Here is a 2,914-nt window from a genome sequence, read left to right as displayed (position 1 = left end):
CCTCTGGGCCGCCGACGCCGCCCGGTCCCGCCCCCCTTCCTCACGAGACGCCCATGAAGCCCCGCCAGCGCTTCTTCATTGATTCCACCCCCACGCCCACTGGCCCCATGCTCATCGTCTGCGACGAGGCCGGACAACTGCGCGCCCTGGACTGGGAAGGCTACGAGGCCCGCATGCACCGGCTTCTGCGCCTGCACTACGGCGAGGACGGCTGCGTCCTGGAGCCCGCGAAGGATCCCTCCGGCCGCACCTCCGCCCTCCAGGCCTACCTGCGCGGAGACGTCAGCGCCATCAACGCCCTGCCCGTGGCGACCGCCGGCACCCCCTTCCAGCGCGAGGTCTGGCGCGCCCTGCGGGAAATTCCCGCCGGCACCACCACCACCTACGCCCGGCTCGCCGAACGCATCGGCCGGCCCAAGGCCGTGCGCGCCGTGGGCGCGGCCAATGGCGCCAACCCCGTGGGCATCGTCGTGCCGTGCCACCGCGTCGTGGGTGCCAATGCCTCCCTGACAGGCTATGCCGGAGGAATCGAGCGCAAACGCTGGCTGCTCGACCACGAACAGACGCACGCGCCCAGGGCCTGAAAGCCTTCCAATCCCTCTCACCCTCCCGAAAGCCTCCCCATGCCAGACACCGCCGCCAGCACCTTCCGCGCGCTGCACCAGGGCCCCGAACTGCTCCTCCTGCCGAATGTCTGGGATGCTGGCAGCGCCCGCATCTTTGAAAGCCTGGGCGCCCGCGCCATCGCCACCACCAGCGCCGGGATTGCCTGGGCCCTCGGGTTCCCGGATGGCAACGCGCTGCCCATGGACCGCCTCGTCGCCACGGTCCAGGCCATCACCGGGGTCATCCGCGTGCCCCTCACCGTGGATGCGGAGGGCGGCTACTCCGACGACCCTGCGACCGTCGGTGAGAACGTGGTCCGGCTGCTGTCCGAGGGCGCCGTGGGCATCAACCTGGAGGACGGGAGCGGCCCACCGGAATTGCTCGCGGCGAAGATTGAACGCGTGAAGCAGGCCAGTGCCCAGCGGGGCCTCGACGTCTTCGTCAATGCGCGCACGGATGTCTTCCTGCGCGGACTCGTCCCGCCCGAGCGCCGTGTGGAGGAGACCCTGGCCCGCGCCGCCCGCTACCAGCAGGCCGGCGCGGACGGCCTCTTCGTTCCCGGCGCCACGAACGCGGCGGACCTCCAGGCCCTCACGCGCGGCACGCCACTGCCGGTGAATGCCATGGCCCGGCCCGACCTTCCCAGCGTCCCGGAGTTGCAGCGTCTGGGCGTGCGGCGCCTGAGCACGGGCTCGGCCATCGCGCAAGCCCTCTGGGGCCGCGCGGGCGCGCTCGCCACCGCCTTCCTGCGCGAAGGCCACTCCGCGGCCCTGTTCGAGGAAGCTTCCAGCTATCCGTCCCTCAACGGCCTGATGACCCGGCGCTGACCGGAGGTCCCATGTCCCAGGACGATCGCCAGCGCTGGAACGACCGCTACCAGCGGGCCCCTGAACCTCGGGAGCCCTCGGACTTCCTGCGCTCGCTCGCGGACCAGCTGCCCACCACGGGCCGGGCGCTCGACCTGGCCGGGGGACCGGGACACGACGCGTGTTGGCTCGCGAAGCGCGGGCTGGACGTCACCCTGGTGGACCTCTCCGACGTGGCGCTGGAACAAGCGGGGGCGCTCGCACAGGCGGAGGGAGTGCCCCTCCAGCTCGCGCGCCTGGACCTGGAAGTGGACCCGCTGCCTCCAGGCCCGTTCGACCTGGTCGTGTGCCTGAACTACCTCTGGCGGCCGCTCTTCGCCGCGCTTCCCAGCGTGCTCGCACCGGGTGGGCTGTTCGTCTTCGCCCAACCCACCCGGAGCAACCTGCAAAGGCATCCGCACCCGTCCGCACGGTTCCTCCTGGAGGACGGAGAGCTGCCCACGCTCCTCCAGGAGTTCGAAACCCTCTCATCCACCGAGGGCTGGACGGACTCCGGCCGACACGAGGCACGCGTCCTCGCGCGGCGTCACCGTCAATGACAGACAGGCACGGAGCCCTCCCAGCACGTGGGCGCTAGAAGCTCCAGCAGGCGCCGTAGGCGGAGCGACCGCAGTAGGCATCGGCCGCGGCCTGGCACTGCCCATAGGCGATCTGGCCCGGGGCGTACCAGAGCCAGCCGCTGCCAGAGGTACACTTGAACGTGCACCGGTTCGCGCCGTTGTCCCAACCCTCACAGAGATTCTGCTCCGTGGTGGCCAGGCTCGGCGTCTCTTCGGCCATTCCCTCCGTCTCCATTCCGCCACAGGCGGCCAGGAGGGAACCGAAAGCGAGGCTGACAATCAGGGTCTTGATTTGCATGGGTGTCTTCTCAGGGAGAACGCCGGCGAGATGCTCGGCAGGTGAAGACATAACATACCGAATACAATCTTCCCAGTATAAGCCGGTTTAGCCGCCATACCCGCCTTATCTGTCAACCACCCACCAGACGCCGTGCGTCACGCTCGGGGCTCCTCAGGCCCGTCGGCGGTACTGGATCTCAATCGCCTTCTGCGCCGCCTCACCGGGCTGGATGTTGAAGTGCGTGATGACGAGCGCGTCGGGCGAGGGCTGTTCGATGTCCACGCGCCAGCCCCACCGGGGCGTCGTCTCCCCCGTGAAGTAGGTGCCGGACACGGAGAACCGGTCGCTCACCCCGGCCTCCCCCAGCAGGGTCATGATGTCGGAGCCCACGTGGAAGGTGTCCACCCACGACATGGTGAACTGGCGGCCGTCCAGGTGATGGCCCAGGGTGGCGATGCCCGACAGCGGCTTGCCCCCCATCGAGGACGTGTACTCGTGCACCACGAAGCGGCCGTCGAGCACGCTCCGGAAGGTGCCGGCGATGGGGGACTCATCCTCCACCTTGTCCGGCTGGAACCACGTGCGGGCGACGCCCTCACACC

Annotated in this window: 5 protein-coding genes; 3 read left to right on the top strand and 2 right to left on the bottom strand. The window is 69.7% G+C overall.

Annotated features, from left to right (window positions below):
* The first annotated feature begins 53 nt into the window (after window positions 1–53).
* Genes ogt through D7X74_RS40910 form a run of 3 tightly spaced genes read left to right on the top strand, consistent with a single transcriptional unit; the run spans window position 54 to window position 2,011 of the window.
* Window positions 54–584, top strand: coding sequence for a methylated-DNA--[protein]-cysteine S-methyltransferase (gene ogt / locus D7X74_RS40920; RefSeq protein WP_199732690.1), 531 nt, complete (start codon window positions 54–56; stop codon window positions 582–584).
* A 39-nt stretch (window positions 585–623) separates the two neighbouring features.
* Window positions 624–1,433 (top strand): isocitrate lyase/phosphoenolpyruvate mutase family protein, encoded by an 810-nt coding sequence (locus tag D7X74_RS40915; RefSeq protein WP_120538335.1) that lies wholly within the window; start codon window positions 624–626, stop codon window positions 1,431–1,433.
* A gap of 11 nt (window positions 1,434–1,444) precedes the next feature.
* On the top strand, window positions 1,445–2,011 hold the full coding sequence (locus tag D7X74_RS40910; RefSeq protein WP_120538334.1) for a bifunctional 2-polyprenyl-6-hydroxyphenol methylase/3-demethylubiquinol 3-O-methyltransferase UbiG: 567 nt from the start codon (window positions 1,445–1,447) through the stop codon (window positions 2,009–2,011).
* A gap of 34 nt (window positions 2,012–2,045) precedes the next feature.
* Here the strand turns inward: D7X74_RS40910 and D7X74_RS40905 are convergent, their stop codons facing one another.
* A complete protein-coding gene (locus tag D7X74_RS40905) occupies window positions 2,046–2,330 on the bottom strand; it encodes a hypothetical protein (protein ID WP_120538333.1) in 285 nt (94 codons plus the stop codon).
* Window positions 2,331–2,483: 153 nt separating this feature from the next.
* Window positions 2,484–2,914: DUF1579 domain-containing protein (locus D7X74_RS40900; RefSeq protein WP_120538332.1), on the bottom strand; the 431-nt coding region annotated here is incomplete at its 5' end.

Source organism: Corallococcus sp. CA047B (assembly GCF_003612065.1).
In the GTDB taxonomy this organism is placed as follows: Bacteria; Myxococcota; Myxococcia; order Myxococcales; family Myxococcaceae; genus Corallococcus; species Corallococcus praedator.
The sequence above is the reverse complement of the archived record's forward strand: the minus strand, read 5'-3'. Positions and strand labels throughout refer to the sequence as shown.

Excerpts from the sequence above, each read along its gene's own strand:
- D7X74_RS40905 (WP_120538333.1), bottom strand. The coding sequence starts at position 2,330 with ATGCAAATCAAGACCCTGATTGTCAGCCTCGCTTTCGGTTCCCTCCTG.
- D7X74_RS40915 (WP_120538335.1), top strand. The coding sequence starts at position 624 with ATGCCAGACACCGCCGCCAGCACCTTCCGCGCGCTGCACCAGGGCCCC.
- D7X74_RS40910 (WP_120538334.1), top strand. The coding sequence starts at position 1,445 with ATGTCCCAGGACGATCGCCAGCGCTGGAACGACCGCTACCAGCGGGCC.
- ogt (WP_199732690.1), top strand. The coding sequence starts at position 54 with ATGAAGCCCCGCCAGCGCTTCTTCATTGATTCCACCCCCACGCCCACT.